This is a genomic window from Streptomyces monticola (assembly GCF_042665355.1).
In the GTDB taxonomy this organism is placed as follows: domain Bacteria; phylum Actinomycetota; class Actinomycetes; order Streptomycetales; family Streptomycetaceae; genus Streptomyces; species Streptomyces monticola.
Genome location: NZ_JBHTCF010000005.1, coordinates 244,839 through 259,555, shown reverse-complemented (window position 1 = coordinate 259,555; position 14,717 = coordinate 244,839). Strand labels below are relative to the sequence as shown.

The 14,717-nt window shown below is 70.8% G+C and carries 12 protein-coding genes; 7 read left to right on the top strand and 5 right to left on the bottom strand.

What is annotated here, in order from left to right:
* Positions 1-54: 54 nt before the first annotated feature.
* Complete coding sequence (locus ACFQVC_RS14810; RefSeq protein ID WP_381830846.1) at positions 55-1,023, bottom strand: EamA family transporter; 969 nt, start codon at positions 1,021-1,023, stop codon at positions 55-57.
* Between the two features lie 213 nt (positions 1,024-1,236).
* Here ACFQVC_RS14810 and ACFQVC_RS14805 point away from each other — a divergent pair, with 213 nt between their 5' ends.
* Positions 1,237-1,764 carry a MarR family winged helix-turn-helix transcriptional regulator gene (locus tag ACFQVC_RS14805; RefSeq protein ID WP_381831053.1) on the top strand — a complete coding sequence of 176 codons (528 nt, stop codon included), beginning with the start codon at positions 1,237-1,239 and terminating at the stop codon, positions 1,762-1,764.
* Positions 1,765-1,900: 136 nt separating this feature from the next.
* On the opposite strand, the gene ACFQVC_RS14800 is transcribed toward ACFQVC_RS14805, so the two are convergent.
* The 3 genes from ACFQVC_RS14800 to ACFQVC_RS14790 form a co-directional block, all read right to left on the bottom strand.
* Entirely contained in the window at positions 1,901-2,140 is a 240-nt protein-coding gene (locus tag ACFQVC_RS14800) for a hypothetical protein (RefSeq protein WP_381830845.1), read from the bottom strand.
* A gap of 106 nt (positions 2,141-2,246) precedes the next feature.
* On the bottom strand, positions 2,247-4,286 hold the full coding sequence (gene malQ / locus ACFQVC_RS14795; protein ID WP_381830844.1) for a 4-alpha-glucanotransferase: 2,040 nt from the start codon (positions 4,284-4,286) through the stop codon (positions 2,247-2,249).
* 248 nt (positions 4,287-4,534) lie between these two features.
* A complete protein-coding gene (locus ACFQVC_RS14790) occupies positions 4,535-4,804 on the bottom strand; it encodes a hypothetical protein (RefSeq protein ID WP_381830843.1) in 270 nt (89 codons plus the stop codon).
* Positions 4,805-5,117: 313 nt separating this feature from the next.
* On the opposite strand from ACFQVC_RS14790, the gene ACFQVC_RS14785 reads away from it, so the two are divergent.
* Positions 5,118-8,117 (top strand): beta-N-acetylglucosaminidase domain-containing protein, encoded by a 3,000-nt coding sequence (locus ACFQVC_RS14785; RefSeq protein ID WP_381831052.1) that lies wholly within the window; start codon positions 5,118-5,120, stop codon positions 8,115-8,117.
* Positions 8,118-8,226: 109 nt separating this feature from the next.
* Here the strand turns inward: ACFQVC_RS14785 and ACFQVC_RS14780 are convergent, their stop codons facing one another.
* Positions 8,227-9,309, bottom strand: a complete 1,083-nt coding sequence (locus tag ACFQVC_RS14780; RefSeq protein ID WP_381830842.1) for a mechanosensitive ion channel family protein — start codon at positions 9,307-9,309, stop codon at positions 8,227-8,229.
* 252 nt (positions 9,310-9,561) lie between these two features.
* Here ACFQVC_RS14780 and ACFQVC_RS14775 point away from each other — a divergent pair, with 252 nt between their 5' ends.
* From ACFQVC_RS14775 to ACFQVC_RS14755, 5 genes are all read left to right on the top strand, one after another.
* Entirely contained in the window at positions 9,562-10,098 is a 537-nt protein-coding gene (locus ACFQVC_RS14775) for an HNH endonuclease (protein ID WP_381830841.1), read from the top strand.
* A 181-nt stretch (positions 10,099-10,279) separates the two neighbouring features.
* Positions 10,280-11,521 carry an ROK family transcriptional regulator gene (locus tag ACFQVC_RS14770; RefSeq protein WP_381830840.1) on the top strand — a complete coding sequence of 414 codons (1,242 nt, stop codon included), beginning with the start codon at positions 10,280-10,282 and terminating at the stop codon, positions 11,519-11,521.
* Between the two features lie 61 nt (positions 11,522-11,582).
* Entirely contained in the window at positions 11,583-12,911 is a 1,329-nt protein-coding gene (locus ACFQVC_RS14765; RefSeq protein ID WP_381830839.1) for an ABC transporter substrate-binding protein, read from the top strand.
* Positions 12,912-12,930: 19 nt separating this feature from the next.
* Positions 12,931-13,875, top strand: coding sequence for a carbohydrate ABC transporter permease (locus ACFQVC_RS14760; protein ID WP_381830838.1), 945 nt, complete (start codon positions 12,931-12,933; stop codon positions 13,873-13,875).
* Entirely contained in the window at positions 13,779-14,702 is a 924-nt protein-coding gene (locus tag ACFQVC_RS14755) for a carbohydrate ABC transporter permease (protein ID WP_381831051.1), read from the top strand. The genes ACFQVC_RS14760 and ACFQVC_RS14755 overlap by 97 nt, the downstream gene beginning before the upstream one ends.
* The last annotated feature ends 15 nt before the right edge of the window (positions 14,703-14,717 follow it).

Genomic DNA, 14,717 nt, shown 5'->3' with positions numbered 1-14,717 from the left:
CCCTTACGGGGGCTGTGTGCCGCTCTTTCGGAGCGGCTTGATCGCTTACGGGACCTACCGTCGCACCGACTCCTTACTTAGGTCCATCGAAAACTTTTGGATGTTCTGTTCAGTTGAGCTGAACGATTGACTGAACGATGCACGGGACGGTGAACCGGACGACGAACGGAGCGACACCGGTGTCAGCTGGCCCGCGACCGTCGCCCCGAACGCGACGACCATGCCGAGCAGTTGGACCGGGGTGAGCACCTCGCCGAGGGCCGCCCAGCCGATGACGGCCGCGGTCACCGGGGACAGCGGGCCGAGGAAGGTGACCTGGGTGGCACTGAGCGCACCGATGCCGCGGAACCAGAGCCAGTAGCCGACCGCCGTGTTGATCAGGGCGAGGTAGACATAGCCCGCGACGTTGCGGCCGTCGAGCACGGGCGGCGGGCCCTCCACGAGCAGGGCGAGCGGCGCTATCAGCAGGCCGCCCGCGGTCAGCTGCCAGCCGGTCATGGCCAGCGGCCCCACTCCGTCGGGGCGGCCCCAGCGCTTGGTGAGAACCGTCCCGGCGGACATCGAGGCCGTCCCGGCCAGGGCCGCGACGACACCGACGAGGTCGAGCGCGCCGGCCGCCTTCAGGACGACGAGGCTGACACCGAAGGCCGCCGCGACGGCCGTCAGGACCCGGCGGACCGTGATCCGCTCCCCGAGCACCAGGGCGGCGAGCCCCACGGCGAACAGCGGCCCCACCGACCCGAACACGGCCGCGAGACCGCCGGGCAGCCGGTACGCGGCGAGGAAGAGCAGCGGGAAGAACGCCCCGATGTTGAGGGCCCCGAGCGCCGCCGCCTTCCCCCACCACACCCCGCGCGGCAGCACCCTCGCGACGGCGAGAAGCACGAGCCCGGCGGGCAGGGCGCGCATCAGTCCGGTGAACAACGGGCGGTCGGGCGGCAGGAATTCGGTGGTCACCGCGTAGGTGGTGCCCCAGGAGACGGGAGCGAGCGCGGCGAGGGCGATGGTGGCGGCGCGGTTCATGGCAGGAACGCTCCTTGAGGTAAGGCCACCCCCTTGCGGAAGGGTCGGCGCTAAGTAGCTTAGCGTTAAGCTACTTATGTGCAAGTGGCTTGCTCGTAAGCAACTTTCTTGCAAGGAGCCTTGTTCCCGCCGATACTGGGCCGCATGAGCCGAAGCCGGAGTCCCGAGCCGACCGAGCAGCCGAGCGCGCAGCCCGAGCGGCCGACGGAGCCGATGGAGCCGACGGAGAAGGCGGCGGAGAAGGCGGCGGCCCCGGATGCCGTCGACGCGATCATCGGGCAGTGGCACAGCGTCAGGCCCGAACTCGACGTACGCGTGATGGAGGTCTTCGGGCGGGTCCACCGCATCGCCCAGGCCGTCAGCGGTCACATGGAGAAGACGTACGCCCGATTCGGCATCTCCCGCGGCGAGTTCGACGTGCTCGCGACCCTGCGCCGCGCCGGGGAGCCGTACACGCTCTCCCCTCGGCAGCTCTCGGCGACCCTGATGCTCACCACGGGCGGGATGACGGGCCGCCTCGACAAGCTGGAGCGCGCCGGGCTGCTGCGCCGCTCACCCGACCCGCACGACCGGCGCGGTCTGCAGGTCACCCTGACCGGCACAGGACTGGAGCTCGTGGACAAGGCGGTGGTCGCCGGGCTCGACGTACGGCAGGAGTTGATGTCCGTCCTCGACGACGAGCAGGTCGAGCAGCTCTCCGCGCTCCTTCGCACCCTGCTCGGGGGCGTCACGCGGGCCTGAGGACAGCGGCACCTGAGGACACCGACACCCGAGGACACCGGCTCCCGGGAACGGAACGTCCGAGGACACAACGAGGGCGCGGCCGCCGGTGACCGGCGGCCGCGCCCTCGCGTAAGAGCACGGAAAAGCGCGGGCGTCAGCCCTGCTTCTGCTGCTTGCGGGACTTGTCGCCGGCCACCACGAGGCCCGCGATCACCAGGAAGAGCACGATCGGCGCCACGACATACAGGCCGAGGGTCTCCATCACGCTCAGGCCGGGGCCCGGGTCGTCGCCGTCGTCACGCGTCAGCGCGAGCGCGGGGGAAGACATGAGCAGCATCATCAGCGTCGTACCGGCCGCCACGGCGCCGGCCCGCAGTGCGTTCTTCTTGTCCACGGTGCCAACGTAGCGAATGCGTGAACGAGCCGCGCGCCCGGGGTGCCCGTACGGGGCACAGGCTCAGCCGCGCAGGGCAGCGATCTCGGCCGCGAGCGCCGCGACCTCAGCCGCGCAGGGCAGCGAACAGGGCGTGCAGACGCGGCGAGAGCGTGAGCTCCTCCAGGGAGACGGGGTGCCCGGTCGCGTCGGCGACGGGCAAGCGCCAGTTCGGGTATTCGTCCCAGGTGCCGGGCAGGTTCTGCGGGCGCCGGTCGCCGACCGCGTCCGGCAGCCAGACGCCGACCATGCGGGCCGGGGTGGCGCACAGGAAGCGGTAGACCGAGCGGATCTCCTCCTCCTCGTCACCCGGGCCACCCGGGAGCAGCCCGCGCCTGGCGAGCAGCGCCAGCCACTCCCCCGCCTCCGCGGCGTCCTCGGCCTCCGCCACATCGAAGGGGCGGTCGAGGAGACCCAGGCGGTGCCGGAGCCTGACGTCGTCGCCGGTCAGCCGGGCCGCCGTGGACGGCAGGTCGTGCGTGGTGGCGGTGGCCAGACACGCGGCGCGCCAGTGCTCGGGCGGCAGCGGCAGTCCGTCGCCCTCCCAGTCGCGTTCGAACCAGAGGACCGAGGTGCCGAGCACTCCGCGCCGCGCCAGTGCCTCGCGCACCCCGCTCTCCACGGTGCCGAGGTCCTCGCCTATGACGAGGGCGCCCGCGCGGTGTGCCTCCAGGGTGAGGATCGCGAGCATCGCCTCGGCGTCGTACCGCACATAGGTGCCCTCGGTGGGCGGATGCCCCTCGGGGACCCACCAGAGCCGGAACAGGCCCATCACATGGTCGATGCGCAGGGCGCCCGCGTGCCGCAGCAGGGCGCGCAGCAGACTGCGGTAGGGCGCGTACCCGGAGGCGGCCAGGGCGTCGGGGCGCCAGGGAGGCAGACCCCAGTCCTGGCCGCGGGTGTTGAAGGCGTCGGGGGGCGCGCCGAGCGACATGCGCGCGGCGTGGAACTCCTGCTGCGCCCAGGTGTCCGCGCCGCCGGGGTGCACGCCGACGGCGAGGTCGTGCACCAGGCCGATGTCCATGCCCGCTTCGACGGCGGCGCGTTGGGCGGCGCCGAGCTGGGCGTCGGTGAGCCAGGCGAGCCAGCAGTAAAAGTCGATCCGCTCCATCAACTCGCCGCGGGCGCGCGCCACTTCGGGTGACTTCGGGTCGCGCAGGGCGGGCGGCCAGGCGTGCCAGTCGCCGCCGTGCAGCTCGGCGAGTGCGCACCAAGTGGCGTGCGCCTCGAGCTCCTCGCCCTCCGCGGCGAGGAACTCGCAGTAGGCGGCGCGGCGTCCGGGGGTGAGCGGGACGGCGCGGATCAGCTCCAGGGCCCGGGCCTTGAGCTCCCACACCGCGTCCCGGTCGATCAGCGCGCCCTTGTGCAGCACGGCCTCACGCAGCCGGGCCGCGCGGTCGAGCAGCTCCTGGGCGCGCTCGCGGTCCTGCGGCGCGAGGTGGGCGTACTCGGGTATCTCCGCTATCCGCAGATGGACGGGGTCGGGGAAGCGCCGGGACGAAGGCCGGTAGGGCGAGGGGTCGGTGGGCGGTCCCGGCACGGCCGCGTGCAGCGGATTGATCTGGATGAAGTCGGCGTCCACGGCCCGCCCCGACCAGGCCGCGAGGTCGGCGAGGTCACCGAGGTCGCCCATGCCCCAGGAGCGGCCGGACAGCAGGGAGTAGAGCTGCACGAGCAGGCCGTGCGCGCGGCCCCGCGGGGCGGGGACGCGGGCGGGCGCGACGACCAGACGGGCGTCGGCGCTGCGGCCGTCGGGCGCCTCGGCGTGCAGGGCGTGCACACCGAGCGGCAGTGGGGGCCCGCCGGGGTCCTGGAGCGTGTCGCCCTGCTCCGTGTCGATCCGCAGGCGGGTGCCGGACGGGAGCCCGGCCAGGAAGGCGGGCTCACCGTCCGCCCACTGCACGACGGTCGGCGGAAGCAGCCGCTCGCGGCGGGCCGCCTCGGCGCGGGCCAGGGACTCGGCGAGCGACGCCGGGTCCGACGCGTCGGCACCGAGGGCGGCCAGAACCGCGACGACGGCGGACCGGGGGGCCTGGACGGTGTGACCGGGCGCCGGAGAGTACGAGGTGGCGACGCCGTACAGCTCGGCGAGGCGGGCCAGGGTCATCCGGAACCCCCGAAGTCTTCTTGAGTCTTCTGGTCAGGGTGTCTCAGGCTGTCTCAGCGCTCTCGGTGCGTACGGCTCGTACGGCTCGTACGGCTCGTACGGCTGTACGAGGCTCTCAGCGCTCTCAGCGCATACGCGGCTCTCAGTGCGCTCAGGGCGCCTTGAGGAGGTGCCGCGCGGCAGGGCTCCGCATGCGCCGGTCCCGCGGAGCGCTCGGGGCTCGGTTCTCGGGGCTCGGTTCTCGGGGCTCAGTAGGCCGAGAAGTCCATGCCCGCGGCTGTGCCGGTCGCCGTGGGCTCGCTGGTCAGAGGCGCGGCGTCGGCGAGGGGAGGCTCGCTGGTGAGGGGGGCGGCGTCGGCGAGGGGCGGTTCGCTGGTGAGGGGCTGCTCGATGCAGCCGCAGGAGCAGGAGCCGAGCAACCCGCTGTCAGGGTCGGACACCAGGGAGATGTCCGGCAGGTCGCGCAGCTCCGGGCGTTTGGAGAGGGCGTCGAGCAGAAGCTGTGCCGATGCGGCCACGAGGGCCTCCTTCGGTGGGCGGCAGGGTCAAATCGCAGTCCTACCCAGCGGAATGGATCGCATTCCGTGAACGTGTCCCTGCTCACATTTGGTTCCCGGCGCGGGAGTTGGCCCACGACCCGGACATCTGCCCGCATCTCAGGCGCCGCACCGGGCCCGGACCGGATGTGACATGCGCCGTGTCCCGGTGGGCAAATGCGGCGCAACGGCCCCGCGGATTGACACTGTCAGCACCGTGGTGGTGGGCTCGACTCCACCCTGGAATCACTGTGTGCGGATGGTCGCCGAGCGCGACGAGAAGGGCAGGAAAGCCGTGCAGGTGCGGCGCAGGAAGGGGGCGGCGGCCATCGCGGCCGCCGTCATCGGCGGTCTCATCGGCTCCGCGCCCGGCGCGTACGCCGCTCCGCAGGACCCGGATCTGCCGGGGCTCGACGCACCGGACCGCGAGGACGCCGGCGCGCTGCCCGATGTGTGGCCGAGGCCACAGTCGGTGCGGGCGACGGGCGGCGCGGTCACGATCGGCCCGGATGTGTTCCTCCTCACGGACGAGGGCGCCGATCCGCACGCGGTACGCGCTCTGCGCACCGTCCTTCGCGACGCGGGCGCCCGCAGGGTCACCGAGGTCGCGGACCCCGCCGAACTGCCCGCACGGGGCCTGGTCGTGCGTGCGGGAGAGGCGGCGCGCGGCGACCGTTCGGGGGCCGAGGCCGCACTGCGCGCCCTGAAGGCGCCCGAGCGCGGCGATCTGCCGCGCGGCGGCTACCGGCTCGCCGCCGGCCAGGTCGCGGGCCGTGACACGGTCGCCCTCGCGGGCGTCGGCGATGACGGCCTCTTCCACGCCGTGCAGACCCTGCGGCAGCTGATCACCGGTGCCGCCGGCAACGGCAGGGGCGGCGGCGAGCGCGAGGACGGCAAGGCAGGCGGCGGCCGGGGCGACGGGGGCAAGCGCGTGCCCGGGGTCCGTGTCCGCGACTGGCCCGCGACCGGCGCGCGCGGACTGACCGAGGGCTTCTACGGCACGCCCTGGACCCGCGAACAGCGCCTAGCGCAGCTCGACTTCATGGGCCGCACCAAGCAGAACCGCTATGTGTACGCCCCCGGCGACGACGCCTACCGCCAGGCACGCTGGCGCGAGCCCTACCCCGCCGACCAGCGCGCCGGCTTCCGCGCCCTGGCCGAGCGCGCCGCGCAGAACCACGTCACGCTCACCTGGGCGGTGGCCCCCGGCCAGGCCATGTGCATGTCGTCCGAAGACGACCGCAAGGCGCTCACGCGCAAGGTCGACGCCATGTGGGCGCTCGGTTTCCGCGCGTTCCAGCTGCAGTTCCAGGACGTGTCGTACAGCGAGTGGCACTGCGACGAGGACGCCGACGCCTTCGGCTCGGGCCCGGAGGCGGCCGCAAGGGCGCAGACCGAGGTCACGAACGCCCTCGCGGCGCACCTCAAGGAGCGTCACAAGGCCGCCGCCGCGCTGTCCCTGATGCCGACCGAGTACTTCCAGGACGGCGACACCGAGTACCGCGAGGCGCTCGCGCGGGGCCTCGACGACCGGGTGGAGGTGGCCTGGACGGGCGTCGGTGTCGTGCCGAGGACCATTACGGGGCGTGAACTGGCCGGTGCGCGCGAGGCGTTCGGGCATCCGCTGGTCACCATGGACAACTACCCGGTCAACGACTACGCGCAGGACCGTATCTTCCTGGGCCCTTATACGGGCCGCGAGCCCGCCGTCGCCGCCGGTTCCGCGGCGCTGCTCGCCAACGCCATGGAGCAGCCGGCCGCCTCCCGTATCGCCCTGTTCACCGCCGCCGACTACGCCTGGAACCCCAAGGCCTACCGCCCGCAGGAGTCCTGGCAGGCCGCCGTGAACGACCTCGCGGGTGCGGGCGCCGAGGACCGTGAGGCGGTCCGTGCCCTGGCGGGCAACACCGCGTCGTCGGTGCTCGGCGCCGAGGAATCGGCGTATCTGCGCCCGCTCGCCGAGGAGTTCTGGCGCGCCCGCGCGGGCACCGACCGGGCCCGTCTGCGGGCCGCCGCCGACAAGCTCCGCGACGCCTTCACGGTGCTGCGCGAGACGCCGGGCCGGCTGCGCGGCACCGAGCTCGGCGGTGAAGTCGGGCCCTGGACCGAGCAGTTGGCGCGCTACGGCAGGGCGGGCGAGGCGGCCGTCGACATGCTCACCGCCCAGGCGGACGGCGACGGCGCCAAGGCATGGGCCGGCGCCCGGGCCCTCACGGCGGCCCGCAAGGAGCTGCGCACGGGCCACGCCACGGTCGGCAAGGGCGTCCTCGATCCGTTCCTCGACCGCGCCGAGCGCGAGTCGGCGGCCTGGACCGGCACCGCGGACGAGCACGGCGAAATCACCAAGGACGCCTCCTCGTACACCGTGCGCCTGAAGCGGCCCCGGCCGATCGAGGCGGTGACGGCCCTGACGGAGCCGGGCACCGAGGGCACGGTGGCGGCCCATGTCCCCGGCGAGGGCTGGCGCACGCTCGCCCGGCTGACCGGCGACGGCTGGACGGAGACCCCGGCACGGGGCCTGAGGGCGGACGCGGTACGCGTGACCGGCTCCGGGATCCGCTCCGTCGCGCCCTGGTTCGCGGACGGCGCCGACGCCTCCGTCGACTTCACCCGCACGGAGACCGACGCGGAGATCGGCGGCCCCGCGCAGAAGGTGACGGCCCGGCTCTCCTCCCGCCGCCCCGGCGAGGTCAAGGGCCGTCTGACGGCCGAGCCACCCAAGGGAATCGAGGTCCGCACCCCGGCGGAAACCACCGTGCCGCGCGGTACGGACGTGACGGTGCCCGTCGAGATCACGGTCCCCGAGGGCACCCGGTCCGGCAGTTACGAGGTCCCCGTCGCGTTCGCCGGCGAGACCCGCACCCTCACCGTCCGGGCCTATCCGCGCACCGGCGGCGCCGATCTGGCCCGTACCGCGAAGGCCTCCTCTTCGGGCGACGAGACCGCGGACTTCCCCGCGCACGCCGCCAACGACGGCGACCCGAAGACGCGTTGGTCGTCCCCGGCCGAGGACGGCGCCTGGTGGCAGGCGGAACTCGGCCACCCGGTACGACTCGGCCACGTGGTCCTGCACTGGCAGGACGCATACGCCTCGGCCTACCGCGTCCAGGTATCCACGGACGGCAAGCGCTGGCGCACCGCGGCAACCGTGAAGGACGGCAAGGGCGGCCGCGAGTCGGTCCGCATGGACGCCAAGGACGTGCGCTACGTACGCGTACAGGGCGACAAGCGAGCCACCCGCTTCGGCTACTCACTGTGGGGCGTGGAGGCTTACGCGGTACGGGGCTCCCGGTAGGGCCACCCCGGCGGTGGCCCCGGCAGGGGCACCCCGGCGGTGGCCTCCCCGTCGCCGGCGCCTTCGCGCCGGCCGCTACATCGACGTGCCCGCTACTTCGACGTGCCCGCTACTTCGACATGTTCGGCGGAGTGATCGGCGAGGCCGCGATCGACTGTGGTGAGGTCGCCGAGGCGTACGCGGAGGGCGCGGAGACGGCCGGGGCCGCGGCGCCCGGCTCTTCGTCCTCCGCGGCGAGAGCGATCCGGCCCACGATGCGGATGCCCGCCGCGTCGAAGGCCTCCTTGATCCGCCAGCGCAGCTCGCGCTCCACGCCGAGCGCCTTGCCCGGCATGGTCTTGGCGCTGACCCGGATGACCATCTGGTCCAGGTACACGGCGTCGAGGCCGAGGATCTCGACCGGGCCCCAGAGCCGCTCGTTCCACGGCTCGTCCTTGCTCAGGGAGTCGCCGACCTCGGAGAGGACCTCTCGGACCTTCGTCAGGCTCTCGTCGGACGGCACCGTGACATCGACGCCCGCGGTGGCCCAGCCCTGCGAGAGGTTGCCGATCCGCTTGACCTCGCCGTTGCGCACGTACCAGATCTCGCCGTTGTCGCCGCGCAGCTTCGTGACCCGCAGGCCGACCTCGATGACCTCGCCGGAGGCCACGCCCGCGTCGATGGAGTCACCGACTCCGTACTGGTCCTCCAAAATCATGAAGACACCGGAGAGGAAGTCCGTGACGAGGTTGCGGGCACCGAAACCGAGCGCCACACCGGCCACACCGGCACTCGCGAGCAGCGGCGCCAGATTGATCTCGAAGATGCCCAGGATCATCAGCGCGGCCGTGCCCATGATCAGGAACGAGGCCACCGAGCGGAGCACGGAGCCGATCGCCTCGGAGCGCTGCCGGCGCCGCTCGGCGTTGACGAGCAGACCGCCGAGCGCGGTGCCGTCGACGGCCTGGGCACCGCGGTTCATCCGTTCTATGAGCTTGGTGAGCGTGCGGCGGATCACACTGCGAAGGACGGTGGCGATCACGACGATCAGCAGCACCCGCAGTCCGATGCCGAGCCAGGCGGACCAGTTCTGCTCCACCCAACCCGCGGCGTTCGTCGCCTTCTGCTGAGCTTCGTCGAGATGGTCGGCGGGGTCCTTCCCGGACCCCGCGGCCGACAACGTCGACACAGCGGACAAGAACACGGCAGGCACCTCCAGGTGTAGCGGCCTGCCCGCAATAAGGGATACGAGCGGGCAGACCCACCACACTAACGGGGCATTGTGTGTGGATCGTTGTCATGTTCGAGGGAGAGACGGTGCTCACCTGGGGATGAAGGAGGTGTGGTCGAAAACACTCCGAGCCCGTTACCGGTACATGGTGGCGCTTCGACCAGGCATGAGGGGAGACTGAGAGCAGATCGTCCCGGCGCGAGCCACGCGCCGCCGGCGTACAAGGAGGCACCCGTGCCGCATGTCCTGGTCCTCAACGCGTCGTACGAGCCGCTCGGCGTCGTACCGCTCCGCCGCGCGCTCGTCCTCGTCCTGGAGAACAAGGCCGTCTCCCTCGAGGAATCCGGCGCCTTCATGCACAGCGCGACCCGCACCATCCCCGCACCCAGCGTGGTCCGGCTCAAGCGCTTCGTGAGGGTCCCCTACCGCGGGCCCGTCCCGTTGACACGGCGTGCGCTCTTCGCCCGCGACGGCGGCCGGTGCATGTACTGCGGTGGCGTCGCAACCAGCGTCGACCACGTCATCCCGCGCAGCCGCGGCGGCCAGCACGCCTGGGAGAACGTGGTGGCGTCATGCCGCCGCTGCAACCACGTGAAGGCGGACCGGCATCTGCTGGAGCTGGGCTGGAGACTGCGCCACAAACCGGCGCCGCCCACCGGTCTGGCCTGGCGCATCATCGGGACCGGGCATAGGGACCCGCGCTGGCTGCCGTACTTGCAGCCGTTCGGCGCGGACGACGCGATGGCCCGGATCGACGGCATCTCCGCCTGACGAGCCGGGTTTTTCTACGCCCACCTTCACCCCTCGCCTTCGGCACCGCCCTCCTCCGCACCCAGTTTCCCGGTTTCCACCACGACCTCTTGACTCCGCCCTGACGTGCGCTGCTACGTTCCTCGCACGCGATAGGAAACCTTCCTAACAGTGCGGGTCAAGGGTCACGGAGGAGCACGTCATGGCGGGTACACCCCCCGGCACACCCGGTACCCCCGGTACCCCCGGTACCCCCGGCACACCACGGGTGCTGCGGGCCATGAACGACCGGGCCGCGCTCGACCTCCTGCTCGCGCACGGCCCCCTCTCGCGCACGAGGATCGGCCATCTGACCGGCCTCTCCAAGCCCACCGCGTCCCAGCTGCTCGCCCGGCTCGAAGCCGCGGGCCTGGTCGTGGCGACCGGCACCAGCGAGGGCCGCCCCGGGCCGAACGCCCAGCTGTACGCCGTGAACGCGGGCGCCGCACACGTCGCCGCCCTCGATGTCACCCCCGAACGCATCCTCGCCGCCGTCGCCGACATCACCGGCGCCGAGGCCGGCCGCTTCGAGCTGCGCACCCCTGGCCGCAGCGGCCACGGTGTCGTACGCCAGGTGCTCGACGCCCTCGACGGCGCCGTGAAGGCCGCCGGGCTCACCCGCGCCGAGCTGCACCGCGTGGTCATCGCCACCCCGGGCGCCTTCGACCCGGGCACCGGACGACTGCGGTACGCCAGCCATCTGCCCGGCTGGCACGCCCCCGACCTCCTTGACGATCTGGCGGCCGCGCTGCCGATGCCGGTCGAGTACGAGAACGACGTCAATCTCGCCGCCGTCGCCGAGCAGCGCCTGGGAGCCGCCCGCGAGCACGAGGACTTCGTACTCCTCTGGAACCAGGAGGGGATCGGTGCGGCGCTCGTCATCGGCGGACGTCTGCACCGGGGCTGGACGGGCGGCGCCGGAGAGCTCGGGTTTCTGCCCGTGCCGGGGACGCCGCTCGTCCGGCAGGTCACCAAGGCCAACAGCGGCGGCTTCCAGGAGCTGGCCGGCGCCCAGTCCGTGCCCCGGATCGCCAAGTCGCTCGGCATCACCACCCCCGAGCAGCCCTACGCCGAGACCGCCGCCGCGCTCCTGCGGCGGGCCGCCGACGACGACAGCGGTGACGAGCGGCTGCGGGAACTCCTTCGCGGCACCGCCCAGCGCATCGCCACCGGTCTCGCCGCCGTCGTCGCGGTGCTCGACCCCGAACTCATCGTCCTGTCCGGCGGCGTGACCTGCGCGGGCGGTGAACCACTGCGCGCCCTGATCCAGTCCGAGCTGGCCGAGCTCGCCGCATCCCGGCCCCGGCTCGTCCTCGGCGAGGTGCGCGAACACCCGGTCCTGCGCGGGGCGTTGGAGAGCGCGCTCGCCGACACCCGCGACGAAGTGTTCGACACCTCCCGCTGAAAGTGCCGTAAATCCCTGTCAGCCCCGAAACCCTGTTACCCCCGCCGAGGGAGACATCGTCATGCGCAGAAACAGGCTTACGCTCGCCGCCGCCACGGCCTCGATATCGGTCCTCGCCACCGCCTGCGTCGGCTCGTCCGACAGCGGGGCGACGGACGACCCGAAGGCGAAGGCGACCATCACCTTCTGGCACGGCTGGACGGCCCCGGCCGAAGTGAAGGCCATCGACGAGAACATCGCACGCTTCGAGAAGAAGCACCCGAACATCAAGGTGAAGGTCGTCAGCGGCATCAACGACGAGAAGCTCAACCAGGCGCTGCGGGCGGGCGGTTCGAAGGGCCCCGACGTGGTGTCGTCGTTCACCACGGCCAATGTCGGCAAGTTCTGCTCGTCCGGCGCCTTCGCCGATCTGGAGCCGTTCATCGAGAAATCGGGGATCGACCTGGAGAAGACCTTCTCCAAGCCGCTGCTCGACTACACCCAGTTCGAGGGCAAGCGCTGCGCACTGCCGCTCCTGAGCGACGCGTACGGCCTCTACTACAACAAGGACGCCTTCAAGAAGGCCGGCATCAAGGCGCCGCCCAAGACCTGGGAGGAGTTCGACAAGGCCGCCGCCAAACTCACCGAGCACAAGGGCGGCAGCTACAAACAGCTCGGCTTCATGCCGAACTACCACGGCTACGAGACGGTGCCCTCGCACTACATCTCGCAGTGGAGCCCCACGTACTTCACGAAGGACGGCAAGTCCAATATCGCCAAGGACCCCGCCTTCAAGGAGATGTACACCTGGCAGCGGAATCTGGTGAAGAAGCTCGGCGGCTACGCGAAGCTGGAGAAGTACCAGAAGACCTTCGGTGACGAGTGGGGCGCCAAGCATCCCTTCCACACCGGCCAGGTGGCCATGCAGCTGGACGGCGAGTGGCGGCTCGGCATGGCGGAGGCCACGAAACCCGGATTCGAGATCGGGGTCGCCCCGCTGCCGGTACCGAAGGACCAGCTCGACACCTACGGCAAGGGCTATCTGTCCGGCACCATCATGGGAATCGCCCCGGCGAGCACCAAGCAGAACGCCGCCTGGGAACTGGTGAAGTACATGACCACCGACACCGACGCGGTGGTGGAGTTCGCCAACTCCATCAAGAACGTGCCCTCCACGCTCGCCGCCCTGAAGTCCCCGAAGCTGAAGTTCGACCCGCGCTTCAAGACCTTCCTGGACATCGCGCAGCACCCCGACTCCAACACCAGTGACGGCGCGGTCAACGGCATCACCTATCAGATGTCGCTGCAGAACTTCGGCTACGAGGTCGAAAAGGGAGCGGTGCAGGACATCCAGGCGGGCCTGGAAAAGACCGCCGAGGAGATCGACACCGATATCGCCCAGGCCAAGTAGGGGCGGGGCGGCGCGCACCATGACCACGTACACCCTGCGTGCGAAGCGCACCCGCAGTGCGCTTCGCACGGTGGCCTTTCTGTCGCCCTGGCTGATCGGATTCGCCGTCTTCTTCGCGTATCCGCTGCTCTCGACCGTCTACTTCTCGTTCATGAAGTACGACGGATTCGGGTCGCCCACCTGGAACGCGACCACCAACTGGTCGTATGTCTTCGGCAGTTACACCATGTTCTGGCCCGCCCTGCGCAACACCCTGTGGCTGGTCCTGGTGATGGTGACCTGCCGGGTGGTGTTCGGGCTCGGCGTCGGACTGCTCATCACAAAGATCAAGACCGGGGCGGGATTCTTCCGCACCCTCTTCTATCTGCCCTATCTCGCGCCGCCGGTGGCCGCGACCCTTGCCTTTGTCTTTCTGCTCAATCCCGGTACGGGGCCGGTCAACAGCGCACTCGAAGGCATGGGCATCGCGGCGCCCGGCTGGTTCACCGAGCCCGGCTGGTCCAAGCCCGCCCTGACGATGCTCGCGGTCTGGGGTATCGGCGATCTGATGGTGATCTTCCTGGCCGCGCTTCTCGACGTACCCAAAGAGCAGTACGAAGCGGCCGAGCTGGACGGGGCGAACGCCCGGCAGCGGTTCCGCTTCGTGACGCTGCCGAATATCTCGCCGATCGTGCTCTTCGCCGTGGTCACCGGAGTCATCCAGACCATGCAGTACTACACCCAGCCCATCGTCGCCTCGAAGGTGGCCTCCGGAATCATCGGCGGCGCGGGCCAGCAATTCGAGCCCGGATATCCGGAGAAATCCACGCTGACCCTCCCCCAGCTCGTCTACAACCTGGGCTTCCAGCGCTTCGACTACGGCTCCGCCTGTGTGGTCGCCCTGGTGCTCTTCGCCCTCGCCATGGCCTTCACCGCGCTCCTCATGCGGCGCCGCGGCGGGCTCCTCGGGGCGGGTGGACGATGAACCGCAAACAGCTGCTCCACTGGGTCGGCGTACACGCCGTCGGTGTCGCCGCGGCGCTCTTCTTCGTGCTGCCCTTCGTCTTCGTCGTACTCACCTCGCTGATGAGCGACCAGCAGGCACTCACCCGCGATCTCACCCCCGACACCTGGGAGTTCGGCAACTACCTGAAGGTCTTCGACACCCCCGGATTCCTCACCTGGTGGAAGAACTCACTTCTCTACGCGGGACTCGGCACCCTGCTCACGGTCGTGTCGTCGATCCCGGTGGCTTATGCGCTCGCCAAGTTCCGCTTCCGCGGCCGGCACTTGTCGCTGATGCTCGTCATCTCGATGATGATGCTGCCGCCGCAGGTCGTCATCATCCCGATGTATCTGTTCTGGGTGAAGCAGCTCGACTTCGGCGGCACGCTGTGGCCGCTGATCATTCCGATGGCGTTCGGCGATGCCTTCTCCATCTTCCTGCTCCGGCAGTTCCTGCTGACCATCCCCGACGAATACCTGGACTCGGCGCGGGTGGACGGGTGCGGTGAGTTCCGCGCGCTGATCCGCGTCGTTCTGCCCATGGCCAAGCCGGGTATCGCGGCCGTCGCGCTGTTCCAGTTCTTCTACTGCTGGAACGACTACTTCGGCCCGCAGATCTACGCGTCCGAGAACCCCGGTGCCTGGACACTCAGTTACGGCCTTGAGTCGTTCAAGGGCGCCCACCACACCGACTGGAATCTGACGATGGCCGCGACCGTCCTCGTCATGGCGCCCGTCATCGTCCTGTTCTTCTTCGCCCAGAAGGCATTCGTCGAAGGCGTCACCCTGACCGGCGTCAAAGGCTGACCGCCGCCAAGGCGG